Here is a 20,000-nt window from a genome sequence, read left to right as displayed (position 1 = left end):
AAGCTTGGGTCCTAACGTGCGGGTCCCGTTGCTGGAAGGGTGAGACGATCGCGGTTTTGCATCCTCCCCCGCAAGGGGGAGGTGTCGTCGAAGGTAACGGAGGGAGGATCCGGAACGCACGTTTCGCATGCCTCCCCCTCCGTCTGGCAAGGGCCAGCCACCTCCCCCTGGCGGGGGAGGATCATCGGAAGCCGTGGCTCCTAGCTCTCGTGAACTGTGTTCGTTGCCAGTCGCGCCAACCGCGCCTCGTGCTCGACGCGGCCGAACGGAAAGCGGGAGAAGAAGAACGCCGAGACGCACGCCAGCGCGATGTAGAGGCCGGCGTAGATCAGCGTGAGGCGATCGATCGTTCCCACCGGGACCGTCCCCGGCATAGCCTTGGCCGGGAACCCCGCCACCGCGAGGATCATCCCCGCGGAAAAGATGCCGATCCCGCTGGTGCATTTCTGGACGAAGAACGAGCCCGCGAAGAACACGCCTTCGGACCGCCGGCCGGTCTTCGCTTCCGAATCCTCGACCACGTCGGCCATCATCGACGCGCCGAGGATGAACCCGGTGACGTTCGACGCGGTGCCGAGGATGAAGAAGCCGAACAACATCGGCAGCAGCGTGGGATCGCCGACGTCGGGAAACACGCCGAGCATCCGCACCCAGCACGGCGAGGTATTGAGCGCCGCACCCAGCAGCACCGCGCCCATCGCCGCCTTGGGCTTGCTCCCCGTCCTGCCGAGCCGGGGCGCGGCGAGAAACGCGAGGAACACGCCCGAGAACAGCGCGATCGTCAGGTAGACGAACACCGGCCCCTTGAAGCCCCAGACATAGGTGTAGAGGTAGTTCGACATCGCATAGCTGATGCCCTGGATCGTGTACGCGCAGACACCCGCGGCCATCAGGATCGCGAAGGCGCGGTTCTTCACGGTCTGGCGGAGTTCGGCGAAGGACTCGCGCAAGGTCTGCTTGGCGATCGGCGGGTTCGGGAGATGCCTGATCTCGTGGTGCGTGCCGAGCGCGGAGACGAGAATCGCTACGCGGATGAACAGCGCGCCCGCCAGCGCGAAGCCGCCGTAACCGGCGCGGTTGAGCAGGCCGTTCGGGAACGCCGCGGTGGGCGCGAGGAAATACTGGTACGCCGACAGCAACATCAGCAGCCCGCCGACCCAACCGAACAGATAGCGATAGGCCATGATCCGCGTGCGCTCGTCATACCCCGACGTCAGCTCGGGGGTCAGCGCGACCGACGGCACCTCGTAGCAACTCACCGCGCTACGCACGATCACCGCCATGACGAACAGCCAGATCAGCGTCTGCGGCTCCGACATCACCGAGGGCGGGTTCCACAGCAGCAGCCAGCCGATCATGATCGGCAGCGCAGACGCGTACATCCACGGATGCCGCCGGCCCCACCGCGTGCGCGTGCGATCGGAGAAGAAGCCCACCGCCGGATCGACGAACGCGTCGATCAGCAGCGCCATCATGATGACGAGCCCGACGGTGGCGGACGGCAGCCCGACGACCTGGTTGTAGAACAGCAGCAGGAACGTGCCGAACCCGGCGTCCTTCACCCCATACGCGACCGCGCCGAAGCCGTAGCTCGCCATCGTGCCGTTGGAGAGGCGGCGGGCGGGTGCCGTCATTTCAGTTTGTCGAGCAGCGCGAACAGCGAGGGTTGCGCGGGGTCCCAGCTCGGCCGCGTGCCGATCGTCATGCCGCCGTCCACGAGGATGTGCGTGCCGGTGATGAAGCTCGCATCGTCGCTCACCAGGAACGCGACCGCGGCGGCGATGTCCTCGCTGGTGCCGGGGCGGCGGATCGGCTGCGCGTCCGCGGCGATATGCGCAATCATCGCATCGGCCTGCGTCGTCTTGGCGGCGTCGAGTTCGAGCGTGCGCGTGAAGATGTTGGTGACGATGAAGCCGGGCACGACGGCGTTCACGCGGATCTTGTGCTGCGCGAGATCGGCAGCGGCCTGCTTGGTGAGGTGGAGGACGCCGGCCTTGGCGGTGGAATAGGCGGTCGGCGCATAGCCGGTGCCGAGCGCGGACACCGACGAGGTGTTGACGATCGCGCCGCCGCCGCGTTTCGCCATCAAGGGTGCTGCGTAGCGGATGCCGAGCGCGACCGAGCGGAGGAGCAGCGCCTGCGTGCGGTCCCAATCCTCGGGGGAAATCTCGCCGATCGGGTCGCGCGAGCCGCCTGCGCCGGCGTTGTTGAACAGGATGTCGAGCCCGCCCGCATCGTCGGCGGTCTGCATCAGCGCCTCGATATCGTCGGCCTGGAGCACGTCGGTGCGCTGGAACAGGATACGGCCGCCGGATGCGTCGGCGATCGCGTGGCCGCCGGTCTCATCGATGTCGCCGATCAGGACGGTCGCGCCTTCGTCGGCGAGTCGGAGTGCGGTCGCCCGGCCGATGCCGGACGCGCCGCCGGTTATGACGGCACGCTTGCCTGAAAACCTCACACGCTCTCTCCTGCTCTTTTTGGCGAGCCCATTTTTGCAAGCATAGTACGGCCTTTACACTCGTCAATGACGGCTCGTTCGAAAAACGGGTTTGCGGCGGGCGGCGCTCGGCGATACCAAGCGGGCAAACATTCGGAGGATGCGTGATGGATACGACCAACCTGTTCCGGCTCGACGGCCGCGTTGCGCTGATCACCGGCGGCAGCCGTGGGATCGGCAAGATGATTGCCGCAGGGTTCATCGCGCAGGGGGCCAAGGTGTATATCTCGTCGCGGAAAGCCGATGTGTGCGAGGCGGCGGCCGCGGAACTCGGGCCGAACTGCATCGCGTTGCCGCAGGATGTCTCGACCGTGGCGGGGTGCAAGGCTTTGGCCGCGCAGTTCGCCGAGCATGAGTCGAAGCTCGATATCCTCGTAAACAACGCGGGCGCGGCGTGGGGCGTGCCGTTCGAGGAGTTTTCGGAGGTCGGCTGGGACAAGGTCATGGACCTCAACGTGAAGTCGCCGTTCTTCCTGACGCAGGCGCTGCATGCTGCGCTGAAGGCTTCGGGATCGCGGGAGAAGCCGGCGAAGGTGATCAACATCACGTCGATCGACGGCCAGCGGCTGAACCCGTGGGAGACGTACAGCTATCATGCGTCGAAGTCGGCGCTGATCTACCTGACGAAGCGGATGGCGGCGCGGCTGGTGACGGATTCGATCAACGTGACGTCGATCGCGCCGGGGGCGTTTGCGAGCGACATGAACAAGGCGGCGCGCGATCATGGGGATGCGGTGGCGCAGGGGATTCCGGCGAAGCGCGTGGGTGTGGACGAGGATATGGCAGGCGCGGCGATCTATCTGGCGAGCCGAGCTGGGGATTATGTGATTGGGGAGACGATCACGGTCGACGGCGGTCTGGTGCATGCTTCGCTGGGCACAAGCATAGACGCCTGAGCCAATTCCCTCGCCCCTCCGGGGAGAGGGAGGGAGGAGCACTTGCAACGGAAGGGAGAGGGGCGTTGGGATGAACCGTCCCGAGCCTCACGCCCCTCTCCCTTCCCACGGCAAGTGCCGCGGGCCCCTTCCCTCTCCCCGGAGGGGCGAGGGACTTTTAGTTAGCGGGCTATGCCACCTGCCGCGAGAACGGCCAGCGTCACCAGTTCGCTCGCGGTCGACGTCATCGGCGCGACCTGGACTGGCTTTTCCATGCCGATCAACATCGGACCGATAACCGAATCCCCGCCGAGCTCTCGTAGCAGCTTCGCCGAGATATGCGCGGACTGGAGGCCCGGCATGATCAGCACGTTCGCCGGTCCCGAGAGCCGCGCAAACGGATAGTTCGCCAGCTGCTTCGGGTTCAGCGCGACGTCGGGCGCCATCTCGCCCTCATACTCGAACCCGACCTTGCGCCCGTCGAGCACCGTCACCGCATCGCGAATGTTGTCGAGCCATTCGCCCTTCGGATTGCCGAAATTCGAGTAGCTGAGGAACGCCACGCGGGGTTCGTGCCCCATCCGCCGCGCAACCGCCGCCGTTTGCTCGGCAAAATCGGCCAACTGCTCGGCGGTCGGGCGTTCGTTGACGGTGGTGTCAGCGATGAACACCGTGTGGCTCTGCCCGACGAGCAGGTGGATACCGAACGGCGTCTTCCCCGCCGCCGGATCGATCACGCGATAAATCTGGCGCATCGTCTCGCCATAGGTGCGCGTGATGCCCGTGATCATCGCATCGCCTTCGCCGAGCTGGAGCAGCAGCGCGCCGAAGATGTTGCGGTCCTGGTTGACCATCCGCTCGCAATCGCGGCGCAGGTACCCGCGACGCTGGAGCCGCGAATACAGGAAGTCGACCATCCGCGGGACGAGCGGCGAGACGCGGCTGTTGTGGAGTTCGAAGCTCTCGGGATCGGTGACGCCGAGTGCGCGCAACCGGTCGGGTACGTCGTCGCGGCCGACCAGCACCGGCGTGCCGTAGCCGCCTTCCTTGAACGCGATAGCAGCGCGCAGGACGACCTCTTCCTCGCCTTCCGCGAAGATCACGCGCTTGGGGTGCGCGCGCGCGCCTTCGTACGCCATTGACAGGACCGAGGTGGTCGGATTGAGGCGTGCGCGGAGCGAGTGCCGATACGCTTCGATGTCGAGGATCGGCTTGGTCGCGACGCCCGAGGCCATCGCCGCCTTGGCGACCGCGACGGGGACGACTTCCATCAGCCGCGGATCGAACGGCGCGGGGATGATGTACGCCGGGCCGAAGCTGTGGCTGACGCCGTACGCCGCGGCGACTTCCTCGGGCACCCGTTCGCGCGCGAGTTCGGCGATGGCGTTGGCGGCGGCGATCTTCATCGCGTCGTTGATGCCGGTCGCGCGGACGTCCAACGCACCGCGGAAGATGAACGGGAAACCGAGCACGTTGTTGACCTGGTTCGGATAATCCGAGCGGCCGGTCGCGACGATCGCATCGGGGCGCGCGGCCATCGCCAGTTCGGGGCGGATTTCGGGCTCGGGGTTGGCCATCGCGAAGATGATCGGCGCGGGGGCCATGTCCTTGACCATCTCCGGCGTCAGCGAGCCCGCCGCAGAGAGCCCCAGGAACACGTCGGCGCCGACCAGTGCCTCGGTCAAGGTGCGTGTCTCAGTGATCGCGGCGTGGGCGGACTTCCACTGGTCGACGCCTTCGCGGCCCTGGTAGATCACGCCTTTCCGGTCGCACAGGATGACGTTGTCGCCGCGCACGCCCATTGCTTTCACGAGCTCGGTGCAGGCGATCGCCGCGGCGCCGGCGCCGTTGACGACGATCTTGACCTCGGACAGCTTCCGCCCGGTCAGCAGGCACGCGTTGATCAGGCCGGCGGCGGTGATGATCGCGGTGCCGTGCTGGTCGTCATGGAAAACCGGAATGTTCATCCGTTCGCGCAGGGCCTGCTCGATGATGAAGCATTCGGGCGCCTTGATGTCCTCGAGGTTGATGCCGCCGAACGTCGGCTCCATCAGCTCGACCGCGTCGATGAAGCGGTTCACGTCCTCGGTCTTCAGCTCGATATCGATCGCGTCGACGTCGGCGAAGCGCTTGAACAGCACCGCCTTGCCTTCCATCACCGGCTTGCTGGCGAGCGGCCCGAGATTGCCCATGCCGAGGATCGCGGTGCCGTTCGAGATCACCGCAACGAGGTTACCCTTGGCGGTATAGTCGTAGACGGTGGCGGGATCGTCGTAGATCGCCTGCACCGGCACCGCGACGCCGGGCGAATAGGCGAGCGCGAGATCGCGCTGCGTCGCCATCGGCTTCGACGCAATGATCTCGATCTTCCCCGGACGACCTTCCGAATGGAAGAGCAAAGCTTCGCGTTCGGAGAATTGCAGCGTTTCGTCGGACATGGGCGGGGCCTCGCACGGTCGTTGGGATTAAGGCACCTTCTAGGCAGGCGATCTACATCCGTCACCCCGGACACTTCGCCCATCCCCTCACAGCACCACCCCGGCGAAGGCCGGGGTCCAAATGGAAAGGTAGTCGTAACAGCGCGCTGCGCTCCGTTATTACCGTCCCCCAATTGGGCCCCGGCCTTCGCCGGGGTGGTACCAGGACAAGGAAGCCGTCCAATCGGATGACGAACTCGCAAACTCCCGCTAGATCGACGCCGATGTCGCACCCCGCCCCTACCCCCATGATGACACAGTATCTCGGCCTGAAGGCGGAAGCGCAGGATTGCCTGTTGTTCTACCGGATGGGCGATTTCTTCGAACTGTTCATGGACGATGCGCGGATCGCGGCGGGGGTGCTCGACATCGCGCTGACCGCGCGCGGTGAGCATGAGGGCAGGCCGATCCCGATGTGCGGCGTGCCCGTGCATGCGGCGACGGTGTACCTGCAACGCCTGATCAAGGCCGGCCACCGCGTCGCGATCGCGGAGCAGGTCGAGAGCCCGGCGGAAGCCAAGGCCCGCGGCGGCTCGAAGGCGCTCGTTGCGCGCGCGATCGTCCGCGTGGTGACCGCGGGGACGCTGACCGAGGAGGCGTTGCTCGACGCACGGAGCGACAATTGGTGCGTGGCGATCGGCGAGGCTGGCGGGTCTGTTGCCATTGCCGCCGCGGACGTGTCGACCGGGCGGTTCGAGATCGTCGAGGTTGCGGGCGACGCGGTCGAGGCGGAACTCGCGCGGCTGGGCGCTGCCGAAGTCGTGGCATCGGAGGCTAGCGCTTTCGAAGAAGCCGCAACGACGCTGCGGCCCAAGACCGATTTCGACAGCGGCGCGGGTGAGGCTCGGCTGAAGCGACTGTACGGCGTGGCGACGCTCGACGGGTTTGGGCAGTTCGGGCGCGCAGGGCTCGCCGCAGCCGGAGGCCTGGTCGCGTATCTGGAGCATAATGCGAAGGGCACGATGCCCTTCCTCCGCCCCCCGCGGATCGGCCGCGCAGCAGAGACGATGGCGATCGACGCCGCCACGCGCGAGAGCCTGGAGCTCACCTGTACGACCGGTGGGGTGCGTAAGGGGAGCCTGCTCGATGCGGTCGACCGGACGGTGACGGGGGCCGGCGCGCGGTTGCTGGGCGCGGATCTCGGCGCGCCATTGATGGACAAGGCGGCAATCGACGCGCGGCTCGATCTGGTGCGGCTGTTCCATGACGACCAGTCGGCGCGCGAGCGGTTGCGCTCGACGTTGCGCGCGCTGCCCGACATCGGGCGGGCGCTCGGGCGGCTGGCGGCAGGACGCGGCGGCCCGCGCGATCTGGGGCAGTTGCGCGACGGGCTCGATGGCGCCTGGAGCCTCGGCGAGCGGATGGACGCGATCGGCGATCCGCCAGTGCTCCTCCGAGACATCGCGCCGAGATTGCGTGGACACGGCGCACTGATCGATTTGCTCAAGCGCGCGCTGGTGCCGTCCCCGCCGATCGAGGCATCGGACGGCGGGTATATCGCGGCGGGGTATGACGCCGCGCTCGACGACCTGCGCGATGCGGGGGCCGGCGGACGGCGGGCGATCGCCGCGCTGGAGGCGGAGTTCCGGACCGCGACCGGCGTTACGGCGCTGAAGATTCGCCACAACGGCGTGCTCGGCTATCATGTCGAGGTGCCGGCGCGGGCTGCGGACCCGTTGATGAAGGCGGATAGCGGCTTCACGCATCGCCAGACGCTCGCGGGCGTGGTGCGGTTCAATACGCCTGCGCTGCACGAGGTCGCGGCGAAGGTGTCGCAGTCAGGCGCACATGCGTTGGCGGCAGAAGCGGCGCATCTCGAGGAACTCACCGCGCAGGCCTTGGCGGGGCGCGAGGCGATTGCGGCGACGGCAGATGCGCTCGCGCGGTTGGACGTCGCGGCGGGGCTGGCCGAGCGCGCGGCGGAAGGCGCCTGGGCACGGCCGTCGCTGGTCGATCACGCGTGCTTCGAGATCGAGGGCGGCCGGCATCCGGTGGTCGAGGCGGCGGTGGCCAAGTCGGGCGACCGGTTCGTCGCCAACGACTGCAATCTGTCGGAGAGTTCGCGGCTGTGGCTCGTCACCGGGCCGAACATGGGTGGTAAATCGACCTTCCTCCGCCAGAATGCGCTGATCGCGGTCCTCGCGCAGGCGGGGTCCTACGTGCCCGCGACCAAGGCCACCCTGGGGCTCGTCGATCGCCTGTTCAGCCGGGTCGGTGCCTCCGACAACCTCGCGCGCGGGCGGTCGACGTTCATGGTCGAGATGGTCGAGACCGCGGCGATCCTCGCGCAGGCGACGCCGCGGTCGTTCGTGATCCTCGACGAGGTCGGCCGCGGCACCTCGACCTATGACGGGCTCGCGATCGCGTGGGCGGTGGTCGAGGCGATCCACGAGGACAATCGCTGCCGCTGCCTGTTCGCGACGCATTATCACGAGCTGACGCGGTTGGCGGAGCGCTGCGAGGCGCTGTCGCTTCACCACGTCCGCGCGCGCGAGTGGAAGGGGGAGCTGGTGCTGCTCCACGAACTCGCCGATGGACCGGCGGATCGGAGCTATGGCCTCGCGGTCGCGCGGCTGGCGGGGATGTCGCCGGTCACGGTGGCGCGCGCGAAGGCGGTGCTGGCGAAACTCGAGGCCGGACGTGCGAAGACGGGAGGGCTCGCGGCCGGACTGGACGACCTGCCGTTGTTTGCGGCCGCGGCGCAGGTCGAGGAGGCGGCGTGCGACGTGCTGCGCGAGGATCTGGCGAAGCTCGACATCGACGCGATGAGCCCGCGGGATGCGCTCGACGCGCTGTACCGGTTGAAGGCGCTCGCGAACGAGGGCTAACCCCCGCCCCGCCCACACCGTCATCCTGGGCTCGACCCAGGATCCAGAGCCAAGAATGTTGCGGTTCGCGGCTCTGGATCCCAGCGTTCGCTGGGATGACGACACGGGAATAGCCAGAGCGTAGGTTCTTGATCCCGCGTCCTAGTATCTCACGATACGTCGATGCTAGGCGGCGGCCGAATTTAGCGGAGCGCGGGCTTTGGGCGGACATCATCACGGACATGACCATTCGCATGGTCACTCGCACGGCGGCGGCCACGCGCACGGCGGCCATAGCCACGCCCCGGCCTCGTTCGACCGCGCGTTCGCGATCGGCATCGGCCTCAACATCGTCTTCGTCGTCGTCGAGGCGATCGTCGGCCTGCGCATCGACTCGGTCGCGCTGCTCGCCGACGCCGGCCACAATCTGTGCGACGTGCTCGGCCTCGTCGTCGCCTGGGGCGGCACGATGCTCGCACGCACGGCACCGACCAAGCGCTACACCTACGGGCTGAAGGGCTCGACGATCCTCGCCGCGCTGGCCAACGCCTTGCTGCTGCTGGTCGCACTCGGCGCGATCGTGCTGGAGGCATCGCAGCGCTTCTCCGATCCCGCCCCGACCGCCGGCCTGACCGTGTCGATGGTCGCGGGCATCGGCATCGCCGTCAACGCGTTCACCGCGTGGATGTTCGCGCGCGGCCGCAAGGGCGACGTCAACATCCGCGGCGCGTACCTCCACATGGCCGCCGACGCGCTGGTGTCGGCGGGCGTGGTGATCGCCGGCTTCGTGATCTGGCGCACCGGCCTCACCTGGATCGACCCCGCTGTGAGCATCGTCATCGCGGTCCTGATCTTCTGGCAGACCTGGGGCCTGCTCCGCGAGACCGTCGAGATGTCGCTGTCCGCCGTCCCCCGCGGGATCGAGTTCGACCATGTCGACGACGCTCTCCGCGGCCTGCCCGGCGTTACCGAGATCCACGATCTCCATATCTGGCCGATGAGCACCACCGAACCCGTCCTCACCGCGCACCTGGTGATGCCCGCCGGCCACCCAGGCGACCGGTTCCTGAGCGATGCCAGGACGATGCTTCACGATAAATTCGGGATCGGCCACGCGACGTTGCAGGTCGAGACAGGCAACGGCCACGACTGTTCGATGGCGGACTCGGCGACTGTTTGAATTCCGCCGTTGGAACTTCGGCGTCTGAACTTGGGATTCCAAACCGAGCTGTTTGAACTTTTCCGGTGCCGCACGGGTTACTCTGTCACGCATCAGGAGCAAAGTTCATGAAGAAGCATCTTATCGCAGCGTTGATGTCGGTCGCCGTCGCGGCGCCCGCCATGCTGCCGACCGCCGTGACCGCGCAGCGTTACGACGATCGCCGCGACAACAACGATCGTCGCGATCGTGACGATCGCCGTTTCAACAACGACCGCCGCGGTAACGATCGCAACTGGCGTGGCGACGACCGCAACTGGGATCCGTCGCGCAGCTATCAGGACGGCAAGTACCGCGAGCGCCGCCTCGGCCGCAACGACCGGATCTATCGTGGTCGCGACGGTCGCGCCTATTGCAAGCGCAACGACGGTTCTACCGGGCTGGTGATCGGTGCGCTCGGCGGCGGCGTGCTCGCGAACCTGATCGGTGGCGGGACGCTCGGCACGCTGGCGGGTGCCGGTGGTGGCGCACTGCTCGGCCGCTCGGTCGACCGCGGCAACGTGAAGTGCCGTTGAGCTTTAGCCGACGCTAGAAACGACGACGGCGGCCGAGCGATCGGCCGCCGTTTTTGTGTCTGCGCAACGTGCCGTTCGTGCTGAGCGAAGTCGAAGCACCTGCGCTTTGGTCAGACCCTTCGACTTCGCTCAGGGTGAACGGAAGGGTCTAGTACGCGCGAGCGACCGCGAATTCGACGGCTTCGATCATCGCGTCCTTGGCGGCACCGTTCGCAAAGCCACCGATCGAATCGATCGCGCGCTGGCCGTAGTGACGCGCCCTTGCAAACGTATCGTCGATCGCACGGGTCGAGCGGATCAGGCGGATCGCATGCTGGAGATCGGCGTCGCTGTCCCGGCGGCCTTCGACGGCGTCCTTCCAGAACGCGAGATCCTCTTCCGAGCCGCGCGCATACGCCAGGATCACCGGAAGCGTCATCTTCCCCTCGCGGAAATCGTCGCCCGCGTCCTTGCCCATCGTGTCCGCGTCCGAGACATAGTCGATCGCGTCGTCGACCAGCTGGAAGGCGATGCCCAGGTTGCGGCCATACGCGTCGAGCGCAGCCTCTTCCGCCTCGGGGCGCTCGGCGACCACCGCTGAAATCCGGCACGCGGCCGCGAACAGCGCCGCGGTCTTGGCGCCGATGATGTCGAGATAGCGCTCCTCGCCGAGATCGACGCGGCGCGCGGCGGTCAACTGATTGACCTCGCCCTCGGCGATCACCGCGCTCGTCGACGACAGGATCTTGAGCGCCTTCAGGCTGCCCGCCTCGACCATCAGCTCGAAGCTGCGGCTGAACAGGAAATCGCCGACCAGCACGCTGGCCGGGTTGCCCCAGATGATGTTGGCGGTGCGCTTGCCCCGGCGCAGGTCCGAGCCGTCGACGACGTCGTCGTGCAGCAGCGTCGCGGTATGGATGAACTCGACCGCAGCGGCCAGCAGGTGGTGCTGCGTCCCCGAATAACCGATCAGTTGCGCACTCGCGAGCGTCAGCATCGGCCGCATCCGCTTGCCGCCGCCGGCGATCAGGTGACCCGCGAGTTCGGGGATCAGCGGGATCTCGGACTGCATCCGGCCGCGGATCACCGCATTGACCTGGTCCATGTCGCCGGTGACGAGTTTGACCATCGGGTCCAGCGACGGCTGGGACTCGGGATTGGGACGTACGGTTTCGAGGCGGTGGACGGTGGCGCTCATCTCCCCGAGCCTCTGCCGCCTATGCCCCTGCAAAGCAACCCTTGCCGACCCTCGGCTCACCCCGGCCCGCCCCGCGGACATCTTGCCGATCCGGCCGTATCCTCCCAAAAGGCGCGCCGAACCAACGAAAGGGTGTTTTTAGGTGGCTGACGACCTGTTGACCGGATATCGCCAGAGCATCGACAATATCGATGCGGCCCTCATCCACATGCTCGCCGAACGGTTCAAGGTGACGCAGGCGGTGGGACGGCACAAGGCGACCCACGGCCTGCCCGCCGCCGATCCCGGCCGCGAGGAGCGCCAGATCGCGCGGTTGCGGCATCTCGCGTCGGAGGCACAGCTCGATCCGGAATTCTCGGAAAAATTCCTGCGCTTCATTATCGACGAGGTCATCCGTCACCACGAACAGCTTGCGCACGATCCCGCCTGAACCGCGCCCGCTTCGCCGGCCAGTCTACCCGCGACGGTCGTCAGGCGCGACGTGACGGAATCGTCACGGCTGCTCCATCTCGCGATCATCTCGTTCTCGGTAGGGCGGCGGCGATGACGGGTCTTCGGCGTGCTCTGATCGGACTCGTGGTCCTGGCGGTGATCGCGACGGGGTTCATGGGTTGGCTCGGCTATTTCGGCGGCCCGGTGTTCACGGACGTCCCCGCGACCAATGCGTCCCCCACCACTGCTAAGCGCCCGTTCGCCGCGGTGCTGCTGACCAGCGATGTCGGCTACCGGATCGGCATGGCGCGAGAAATCGCGCAGCGGCTGGCGGCGGACGGCGTGCCGGTGGTCGCGGTCAACACGCTGACGTATCTGCGCAAGACCCGGACGCCCGCGGACATCACGCGATTGATCGCGGATGCCGAACGCCGCGCAATGCGACTGGGCCAGACCGACAAGGTCGTGCTGATCGGCCAGTCGTTCGGCGCGGACATGCTGCACGTCGGGCTGATCGACCTGCCCGCCGACCTGCGCGCGAAGATCGTGCGGGTGGCGCTGATCGTGCCCGAGGACAACGTCCAGTTCCGCGCCTCGCCCAGCGAGATCTTCGATCTCTGGACGCCGACGATCGATGCCCTGCCGACTGCGCGGCGATTGACCTGGGTGCCGCTGCTGTGCGTGCACGGCCAGGAGGAAATTGGCAGCCTGTGCCCCTTGCTGACACAGCCCAATGTGCAAAACGTGGCGTTGCCCGGCGGACATCCGCTTCACCGCGACGCCGATGCGCTCTACGATGTCCTCGCGCGGTTCGTGTTCGCGCGCTGAGGGGTCGTCGATGAGCTTGCCAATGCCGGACACTATCGGGGCCGGGGAACAGACACGTCCGCCTCATGGCGGGACTCGGGTTCGGAAACACGGTTTGCGCAGGTCATGACGACGCGACCCACGCTCGTCCGGATCCGCGACTGGATCGCGCATCGCCGCGGCACGCTGATCGCGCTCGCGGTGCTGCTCGTCGCGGTGCTCGGCTTTGCCGCGATCCACAAGCTGACCGCGGAAATCCGCCTGTCCGAGGTGCGTACGGCGTTCGCCGCGCTCGGCTGGCCCGCGCTGTCGGCGTCGATCGGCCTGACCGTCGTCAGCTACATCGCGCTGACCTTCTACGACACGATCGCACTCAGAGTGATCGGTCATCCGCTACCCTGGCGGACCGCCGCCGTCGCGTCGTTCACCAGCTACACGATCAGCCACAATCTCGGGCTTGCGATGCTGACCGGCGGATCGGCGCGCTACCGCGTCTACAGTCGCGCCGGGCTGGACGAAGCGGGGGTGGCGCGCGTCGTCCTGATCGCGGGAGTGACGTTCTGGGCGGGGGTGATCAGCGTCGCGTGCCTATCGATGGCGATCCATCCGGGCATGCTGCCGATCGTCCACTGGACGCTGCCGCCGCTGCTGGAGCGGGCGATCGGGATCGGCATTCCGCTGGCGATGCTGGCGATCGTCCTGCGCTATCGTCAGGGCGGTTCGATCGGGCTGCTAGGCTGGCGCCTGCCGCTGCCCGACGCGCGCCAGGCGCTCGCGCTGCTGCTGGTGTCGACCGTCGATCTCGCAGCGGCGAGCGCAGCGCTGTTCGTGCTGCTCCCGAACGCCTCCCCCGACCTCTATCCGGTGCTGTTCCTCGGCTATGCGGTGGCGATCGTCGTCGCGCTGATCAGCCATGTGCCGGGCGGGCTCGGCGTGTTCGAGGCGGTGATCATCGCGACGATGCCGCAGAACAACGCGACCATCCTCGCCGCGCTGCTCGCCTACCGGATCATCTATTACGTCGCGCCGCTGATCCTGGCGGCGGTGCTGCTCGCGTTCCACGAGGGCCGGCAATGGCGTCGCCGCGCGCGCACCGCGGATCAGGACGGCCGCGGCACCGATCCGCTGACGATCGCGCTGCCGTTGGCGCCGCTGCTGCTCGGCGTGCTCGTGTTCATGAGCGGCGCGATGCTGCTGGTCTCGGGCGCGCTGCCCGCCGCGCCCGGCCGGATGAACGCGCTGGCGACGATCCTGCCGTTGCCGATCAGCGAGATGGCGCATGTCGCGGCCAGCCTCGTCGGCGTCATGCTGCTGTTCGTGGCGCTAGGGCTCTACCGCCGGCTCGACGGTGCGTTCTGGGCAGCCCGGACGCTGCTCATCGCCGGCGCGCTGCTGTCGATCGCCAAGGGCCTGGATTACGAGGAAGCGACCGTCCTGTTGCTGACCGCCGCCGCGCTGCAATGGACGCGCGGCGCCTTCTACCGGCGGACGCGGCTGACCGCTGAGCCGTTGTCACCCGAATGGCTGGTCGGGGTCGGCGCGGCGATCGGCCTGTCGGTGCTGATCGGGTTCTTCGCGTACCACCGCGTCGGCTATTCGAGCAATCTGTGGTGGGAGTTCGAGACCAACGCCAACGCCTCGCGGTTCCTGCGCACCAGCCTGGCGGTCGGGCTGCTGTTGATCGGCGTGGCGATCTGGCGGCTGTTCGCGGCGGCGCCCGTGCCGCTCGTCCACGACGTGCTGCCCGACGACGTGGCGGAGGCCGCGCTCGCGCATGCCGACCGGACCGACGCGATGCTCGCCTTCACCGGCGACAAGCGCTTCCTGGTATCTGACAGCCGCGACGCGTTCCTGATGTACCAGGTCAAGGGCGCGAGCTGGATCGTGATCGGCGATCCCGTCGGCCCGGCCGAGGCGTGGTCCGAGCTGCTCTGGGCGATCCGCGCGCGTGCCGATGCCGCGCAAGGGCGGCTGCTGCTGTACCAGATCGGCCTGCGCATCGTCCCGATCGCGATCGAGATGGGGCTGAAGCTCGTCAAATACGGCGAGGAGGCGACCGTCGAACTCGGCAGCTTCACGCTGGAAACGCCCGATATGCGCAGCGTGCGCAAGGCAAGCCGGGTCGCCGAGCGCGCCGGCGCCGAGTTCGCAGTCGTGCGGGCCGCCGACATGCCCGCGATCCTCCCCGAATTGCAGGCGATCTCGGACTGGTGGCTGGCCGACAAGGATCACGCCGAGAAGAGCTTCAGCGTCGGCCGGTTCGAACCTGGCTATCTGACGACGTTCGATTGCGCGGTGGTGCGGATCGAGGGGCGGATCGTCGCCTTCGCCAATATCTGGGCGACCCCGAACGGCCAGGAATTGTCGGTCGACCTGATGCGTCACGCAGAGGACATGCCGCAGGGGGGCATGGACTTCCTGTTCACCCGGCTGATGCTGTGGGGCCACGAGCACGGCTATCGCAATTTCTCGCTCGGGATGGCACCGCTGTCGGGGATCGAGGCGCGACGGCTGTCGCCGACCTGGTCGAAGGTGGCCGCGTTCCTGTTCCGCCACGGCGAGCGATTCTACGGGTTCGCGGGCCTGCGCGCGTACAAGGAGAAGTTCAGGCCGAACTGGACGCCGCGCTACATCGCCTCGCCGGGCGGCACGTCGCTGCTGCGCGGGCTGATCGATTTGCAGGCTTTGGTGAGTCGGTAAGGCTTGCTAGGGCCCGCCTATGAGTTTTCTCCTCGCGATCGAAGGCGCCGACGGCGCGGGCAAGGCCACCGCTTCCGCATTGGTGGTTGAGCAGTTGCGCGCCACCGGCCGCACCGCCGAGGTCGTGTCGTTCCCGCGCTATACCGAGACGGTCGGTGGCTGGGCGCTCGGTGCGATGCTTGCGGGCAATTTGCCGCGCGGCACCTCGCCCAAGGCAGCGGCGGTGCTCTACGCGCTCGACCGGATGGAATCGCGCGATCACCTGCTCGCGACGATGGCGGCGAACGACGTCGTCGTGTTCGATCGCTACATCGCCTCCAACATGGCGTACCAGGCGGCGCAGGTGCCGGCGGACGAGGCCGATGCGATGATGACGTGGATCGCCGACCTCGAGACAGGATCGTTCGCGCTGCCGACCCCCGATCTGTCGGTATATCTCGATACCCCCGCCGCAATCGCCCGCGGGTTGATCCTGAAGAAGCGCAAACGGTCGTACACCGACGATGCGTTCGACGCGTACGAAGCGGATACCGGACTGCAGGACCGCGTCCGGACCAACTACGCGGCGATGGCGCAGGCCGGGTTGCTTGGACGCTGGGCGACGGTGTCGACGGTTGAGGCCGGCGCGTCGCGATTGCCGGCAGAGATCGCCGCGGAAATCGTCGCGCTGTTGAACTAAACTCCGTCATCCTGACGAAAGTCAGGATCCAGAGTTACACAGGATATCGCTCGTTACCCTGGATCCTGACTTTCGTCAGGATGACGGAGTTGGTCGTGTAAACCCACGCGCCACCACGTTTTTTCCTTCCGGTCGCGAATTTCCGCATTGCAGCATCGGCAAACGTCATTACTTAGCACGCTAATGACTTCCGCCCGCGCCCGTCTCGAAGCCTCCTATGCCCGCACGCTGATGCCGCTCGCGCGTCTCTGGCGGCAGGCGGCGGATCGTGCGCTCAGCGACATGTGCGTCTCGGCGTCCACCGGCTGGGCGCTGGTCCAGGTGGGGCGGCTCGGCGACGACGTCCGCCAGACCGATCTCGCGAGCGAACTCGACGTGACGCAGGCCTCGCTGGTCCGCTCGATCGACCAGATGACCGCCGCCGGACTGGTCGAACGCCACCGCGACCCCGACGACGCGCGAGTCAGTCGCATCCGCCTCACCGACCGCGGCCGGACGCTCGTCACCACGATCGAGTCGAAGTTCGCGACCTTGCGCCACGCGATGCTCGACGGCGTGTCCGACGACGACCTCGCCATCGCGCTGCGCGTCGCCGAACGGCTCGGTGCGCGCTTCCAGGCGGATCGCGCGCGATGATCCTCACGCGGTTCGGCAGCACGGAGGCGCTGTTCACGGTCAAATGCTTCGTCGCGGCGATGCTGGCCTATTACATCGCGCTCAAGATCGGCCTGACGCGGCCCTATTGGGCGGTCACGACCTCGTACATCGTCGCGCAGCCGCTGGCGGGCGCGGTGCTATCGAAGGCGGTGTTCCGCGTCGCCGGAACCGTGCTCGGCGCAGTCGCGGCGGTGGTGCTGGTGCCCAATCTGGTCAACGCGCCCGAACTGCTGTCGCTCGGCCTCGCGCTGTGGCTCGGCCTGTGCCTCTACATCTCGCTGCTCGACCGCACCCCCCGCGCGTATCTGTTCCTGCTGGCGGGCTATACCGCGAGCATCATCGGCTTCCCGTCGGTCGAGGCGCCCGGCGCGGTGTTCACGACGGCGGCGTTGCGCGTCCAGGAGATCACGATCGGGATCCTCTGCGGCAGCCTGATCCACGGCTTCGTCTTTCCGCAGACCGTGACCGCGGTACTGCTCGGACGGATTGACGCGATCCTCGGCGACGCCGAGCGCTGGTCGCGCGATTCGCTCGCTGGCGAGTCGGATGCGGCCCTGAGCCGCGACCGCCGCCGGCTGGCGCTCGACATCAACGAACTGCATCAGCTCTCCATCCATCTGCCGTTCGACACCGCCCGCCTGTTGCCGCGGGTCAGGACGCTCCGCGCGCTCCAGGCCGAGCTGTCGATGCTGCTCCCGCTGGCGAGCGCGGTCGACGACCGGATCGTCGAGCTGCGACGCGGTGCAGACGCCCCCCGCCCCGAAGCGATCGCGCTGATCGAGGACGTCCGCGACTGGCTGCGCGATCCGCTGCCGCTGGCGGAGCGCGGCGAGACCGCCGACGCGCTGATCGCCCGTGCCAGGGCGCTCGAGCCGCCGGTCGGCGACACGCTGATCTGGCGCGACGCGTTGCGGCTCAGTCTTCTCGCCCGGCTGGCCGAGTTGATCGACGCGCATCGCAACGCGCGCGACCTGCGCGACCAGATGCGCTCGCCGTCGCGCACGCCCGTCACGCCCGCCGTGACCCGGTTGCTGGCGCGCACGACCAAGCGCCCGCTCCACCGCGACCGCGGCATCGCGCTCCGGGCGGCGCTCGGCACGATCGCGACGATCCTGCTCGGCTGCATCTTCTGGATCGGCACCGGCTGGGCGGACGGCGCGGGCGCGGTGCTGATCGCCGGCGTGTGCTGCGCGCTGTTCGGCAACAGCGACGATCCGGCGCCGTCGATCATGGCGTTCTTCTACGGCACGATCATCGGCCTCGTCATCTCCGCGGTCTACGCCTTCGCCATCCTGCCGCGGGTCACCGATTTCGTCACGCTGATGGCGGTGCTCGCCCCCCCGATGCTAATCGGCGGGATGTACCTCGCGCGCCCCGCGACCCTGCTGGTGACGCTCGGCGCGCTGCTCGGCGGGTTGAACACGGTCGGGCTGAACGACCGCTTCGCCAGCGATTTCAGCGCGTTCATCAACGGCGGCATCGCGCAGCTGGTCGGCACGTTGTTCGCGGTCGTCACGGTCGGGCTGTTCCAGACGATCGGCGCGGACACCAGCGCGCGGCGGTTGATTCGCGCGGGCTGGCGCGAACTGGCGACGCGGAGCGACTCGCCCGGCCGTCCCGACGCCGCCGGCTGGATCGCGCGGATGCTCGACCGGATCGGGCTGCTGGCACCACGGCTCGCAGCGCAGGGCGAGGATCCGGGCAAGCCGCTGCTCGACGCGCTGACCGATCTGCGCGTCGGCGTCGCGGTCGGCGAACTCAAGCAGTTGCGGCTCGACGGCACGCCCGGCGAGGCTGCGGCGATCACCCCGGTGCTGCGCGGAGTCGGCAGGCATTACCGCGCGTTGCGCCCCGACAGGCCGGCCCCGCCCGAGCCCGATCTGCTCGCGGGGATCGACACCGCGATGGCGGGGTTCGCGACCAGCACGCCGGATCGCCACCGTACCGGCGTCTTGGCTTTGACCTCGCTCCGGCGCAACCTGTTCCCCCAGGCGCCCGCGTACGGAGCAACCCCATGACCGGCGAAATCTCGATCGGCGGCGTCTTCCTGCCGAGCATCCTGCTGCTCGCGGTCGCCGCCGTCCTGCTCACCGGACTGGCGACGCGATTGCTCGCCTTCGCCGGCTTCTACCGCGTGGTGACCTATCGCCCGCTCGTCGATCTCGCGCTGTTCATCCTCATCCTCGGGCTGCTCGCCCTGCTCACCGGACCTTCCGCATGACCGCTTCCCGTTTCAAATCGCTGCTCGCGCCGCTCGGCCGTTCCGCCGTCACGCTGGTGATCGTCCTGCTGGCGGTGCTCGTCGGGATCTGGCTGTGGAAGCACTACGAGACCGATCCGTGGACGCGCGACGGGAAGATCCGCGCCGATATCGTCCGCGTGACGCCCGACGTCGCGGGTTTGGTGACGCAGGTCGCGGTGCACGACAACCAGGCGGTGAAGCCGGGGGATATCCTGTTCGTGGTCGACCGCCCCCGCTTCCAGCTGACGCTGGCGCAGTCCGACGCATCGATCGCGAGCGCGCGTGCGACGCTATTGCAGGCGAGGCGCGAGGCACAGCGTGATCTTGCCTTGGGCGACCTGGTTGCCAAGGAAACGCACGAGCAGAACGTCGCGCGCGTCGCCACCGCGTCGGCCGCACTCGCCCAGGCACAGAGCGCACGCTCGACCGCGGCGCTCAACCTTGCGCGGACGACGGTGCGCGCGACGGTGCACGGGATCGTTACCAACCTCGACCTGCATCCCGGCGACTATATCGCGGCGGGAACGCAGGCGATGGCGCTGGTCGACACCGATTCGCTGCGCGTCGAGGGCTATTTCGAGGAAACCAAGCTCGGCAGCATCCGGGTCGGCGATCCGGTGGTCGTCCACCTGATGGGCGAACCGCAGGCGCTCCACGGCCGCGTCGACAGCATCGCCGCGGGGATCAACGACAGCGAGCGGACCAACACGACCAACCTGTTGCCGAACGTGAACCCGACCTTCAACTGGGTGCGCCTCGCGCAGCGCATCCCGGTTCGGGTGAAGCTGACGCAGGTACCGAAGGGAACGCAGCTGATCGTGGGCCGCACCGCGACGGTAACGGTCCAGCCGCGCGTCGCACCGGGGACGACGGCATGACGTTCCCCACCATCCGCCCCACCCCCCGCCGTCATCCT

The 20,000-nt window shown here is 67.8% G+C and carries 16 protein-coding genes; 12 read left to right on the top strand and 4 right to left on the bottom strand.

Annotated elements, in window-relative coordinates; genetic code table 11:
• Positions 1-200: 200 nt before the first annotated feature.
• Together ASF09_RS11515 and ASF09_RS11510 are read right to left on the bottom strand one after the other, a co-directional pair.
• Positions 201-1,634, bottom strand: coding sequence for an MFS transporter (locus ASF09_RS11515; protein ID WP_235529811.1), 1,434 nt, complete (start codon positions 1,632-1,634; stop codon positions 201-203).
• Positions 1,631-2,458: an SDR family NAD(P)-dependent oxidoreductase gene (locus ASF09_RS11510; protein WP_060526372.1), complete on the bottom strand. Its 828-nt coding sequence runs from the start codon at positions 2,456-2,458 to the stop codon at positions 1,631-1,633. Before ASF09_RS11510 ends, ASF09_RS11515 begins: the two co-directional genes overlap by 4 nt.
• Before the next feature lie 146 nt (positions 2,459-2,604).
• On the opposite strand from ASF09_RS11510, the gene ASF09_RS11505 reads away from it, so the two are divergent.
• Positions 2,605-3,393: an SDR family oxidoreductase gene (locus ASF09_RS11505; RefSeq protein WP_056484752.1), complete on the top strand. Its 789-nt coding sequence runs from the start codon at positions 2,605-2,607 to the stop codon at positions 3,391-3,393.
• 161 nt (positions 3,394-3,554) lie between these two features.
• Here ASF09_RS11505 and ASF09_RS11500 read toward each other — a convergent pair whose 3' ends face one another.
• A complete protein-coding gene (locus ASF09_RS11500; RefSeq protein ID WP_060526371.1) occupies positions 3,555-5,810 on the bottom strand; it encodes an NADP-dependent malic enzyme in 2,256 nt (751 codons plus the stop codon).
• A gap of 287 nt (positions 5,811-6,097) precedes the next feature.
• Here ASF09_RS11500 and mutS point away from each other — a divergent pair, with 287 nt between their 5' ends.
• From mutS to ASF09_RS11485, 3 genes are all read left to right on the top strand, one after another.
• Positions 6,098-8,677: a DNA mismatch repair protein MutS gene (gene mutS / locus ASF09_RS11495; protein ID WP_060526370.1), complete on the top strand. Its 2,580-nt coding sequence runs from the start codon at positions 6,098-6,100 to the stop codon at positions 8,675-8,677.
• 199 nt (positions 8,678-8,876) lie between these two features.
• Positions 8,877-9,836: a cation diffusion facilitator family transporter gene (locus ASF09_RS11490; protein ID WP_060526369.1), complete on the top strand. Its 960-nt coding sequence runs from the start codon at positions 8,877-8,879 to the stop codon at positions 9,834-9,836.
• A 107-nt stretch (positions 9,837-9,943) separates the two neighbouring features.
• Positions 9,944-10,390 (top strand): glycine zipper 2TM domain-containing protein, encoded by a 447-nt coding sequence (locus tag ASF09_RS11485; RefSeq protein ID WP_060526368.1) that lies wholly within the window; start codon positions 9,944-9,946, stop codon positions 10,388-10,390.
• Between the two features lie 148 nt (positions 10,391-10,538).
• Here ASF09_RS11485 and ASF09_RS11480 read toward each other — a convergent pair whose 3' ends face one another.
• Positions 10,539-11,567, bottom strand: a complete 1,029-nt coding sequence (locus ASF09_RS11480; RefSeq protein ID WP_060526367.1) for a polyprenyl synthetase family protein — start codon at positions 11,565-11,567, stop codon at positions 10,539-10,541.
• Between the two features lie 142 nt (positions 11,568-11,709).
• On the opposite strand from ASF09_RS11480, the gene ASF09_RS11475 reads away from it, so the two are divergent.
• The 8 genes from ASF09_RS11475 to ASF09_RS11440 all read left to right on the top strand — a co-directional run bounded on the left by ASF09_RS11475 (position 11,710) and on the right by ASF09_RS11440 (position 19,962).
• On the top strand, positions 11,710-11,997 hold the full coding sequence (locus ASF09_RS11475; RefSeq protein WP_060526366.1) for a chorismate mutase: 288 nt from the start codon (positions 11,710-11,712) through the stop codon (positions 11,995-11,997).
• Positions 11,998-12,110: 113 nt separating this feature from the next.
• Positions 12,111-12,827, top strand: a complete 717-nt coding sequence (locus ASF09_RS11470; protein WP_060526365.1) for an AcvB/VirJ family lysyl-phosphatidylglycerol hydrolase — start codon at positions 12,111-12,113, stop codon at positions 12,825-12,827.
• 105 nt (positions 12,828-12,932) lie between these two features.
• A complete protein-coding gene (gene mprF / locus ASF09_RS11465; protein ID WP_060526364.1) occupies positions 12,933-15,506 on the top strand; it encodes a bifunctional lysylphosphatidylglycerol flippase/synthetase MprF in 2,574 nt (857 codons plus the stop codon).
• A 19-nt stretch (positions 15,507-15,525) separates the two neighbouring features.
• Positions 15,526-16,185 (top strand): dTMP kinase, encoded by a 660-nt coding sequence (locus ASF09_RS11460; RefSeq protein WP_060526363.1) that lies wholly within the window; start codon positions 15,526-15,528, stop codon positions 16,183-16,185.
• 183 nt (positions 16,186-16,368) lie between these two features.
• Complete coding sequence (locus ASF09_RS11455; protein WP_082444263.1) at positions 16,369-16,821, top strand: MarR family winged helix-turn-helix transcriptional regulator; 453 nt, start codon at positions 16,369-16,371, stop codon at positions 16,819-16,821.
• On the top strand, positions 16,818-18,860 hold the full coding sequence (locus ASF09_RS11450; protein ID WP_060526362.1) for an FUSC family protein: 2,043 nt from the start codon (positions 16,818-16,820) through the stop codon (positions 18,858-18,860). Before ASF09_RS11455 ends, ASF09_RS11450 begins: the two co-directional genes overlap by 4 nt.
• Positions 18,857-19,063 carry a DUF1656 domain-containing protein gene (locus tag ASF09_RS11445; RefSeq protein ID WP_056052175.1) on the top strand — a complete coding sequence of 69 codons (207 nt, stop codon included), beginning with the start codon at positions 18,857-18,859 and terminating at the stop codon, positions 19,061-19,063. Before ASF09_RS11450 ends, ASF09_RS11445 begins: the two co-directional genes overlap by 4 nt.
• Positions 19,060-19,962, top strand: coding sequence for an efflux RND transporter periplasmic adaptor subunit (locus tag ASF09_RS11440; protein WP_060526361.1), 903 nt, complete (start codon positions 19,060-19,062; stop codon positions 19,960-19,962). Before ASF09_RS11445 ends, ASF09_RS11440 begins: the two co-directional genes overlap by 4 nt.
• The last annotated feature ends 38 nt before the right edge of the window (positions 19,963-20,000 follow it).

The organism is Sphingomonas sp. Leaf242 (genome assembly GCF_001422045.1).
In the GTDB taxonomy this organism is placed as follows: domain Bacteria; phylum Pseudomonadota; class Alphaproteobacteria; order Sphingomonadales; family Sphingomonadaceae; genus Sphingomonas.
This window is presented reverse-complemented; position numbering and strand designations above follow the sequence as displayed.